This window comes from Sphingomonas sp. FUKUSWIS1, from assembly GCF_000733135.1.
Classification (GTDB): Bacteria; Pseudomonadota; Alphaproteobacteria; order Sphingomonadales; family Sphingomonadaceae; genus Sphingomonas; species Sphingomonas aerolata.
Window position 1 is genome coordinate 55821 of the sequence record NZ_JPJC01000212.1, and the last position, 740, is coordinate 56560.

1 protein-coding gene is annotated in these 740 nt (G+C 68.9%); it reads right to left on the reverse strand.

What is annotated here, in order from left to right:
- Positions 1-103 precede the first annotated feature (103 nt).
- On the reverse strand, positions 104-740 hold a 637-nt coding region (locus sphsw_RS20495; protein ID WP_235188392.1), incomplete at its 5' end, for a zinc-binding dehydrogenase.

Consider the following 740-nt stretch of genomic DNA (forward strand, 5'->3'; position numbering starts at 1 on the left):
CCTTCGACAGCCTCCGTCATCCATGCCGTCAACCGGTCGAGATCGAGCCGGTCCCGCTCGCCGACCGGGATCGTACCGACCATCGTACTAACTGCATCGCCGCTCATGCGAAGGTGATCACGCTGCGCGTCGTGTCGCCGCGGCGCAATTCGTCGAACGCATCGTTGATCCGTTCGAGCGGCATCCGGTCCGCGATGATCGTGTCGAGATCGAGCAGCCCGCGCATGTAGAAGTCGACGAGCCGCGGGATGTCGACCGGGAACCGGTTCGACCCCATGAACCCACCCTGGAGCCGCTTGCCCGACAACAGGTCCATCGCCGACAGCCCGACTTTCTCGCCCAGCGGCATCATCCCCAGGATCGTCGCTGTCCCACCGCGCCGCAGCACCTTGACCGCGGTCGCCGCCGACTGCGTCCGGCCGACCGCCTCGATCGCATGGTGGACGCCGCCCCTGGTCAGCGCGACGACCTCGTCCGCGGCGGTCTCGGACAGCGCGTCGAAGCTGTGCGTGGCCCCCAGCTTCTCCGCCATCGCGCGCTTCTCCGGCACCGGATCGAGCGCGATGATCTTTCCCGCACCCGCGATCTTCGCAGCGTTCACCGCCGCTAGCCCGATCCCGCCGCACCCGACCACGCACACCGTCTCGCCCGGCGTCACGTCGGTCGTGTTGAACACCGCGCCCGCCCCGGTCGTGATCGCGCAGCCGAGCAGCGCCGCACGGTCCATCGGCATGTCGCGG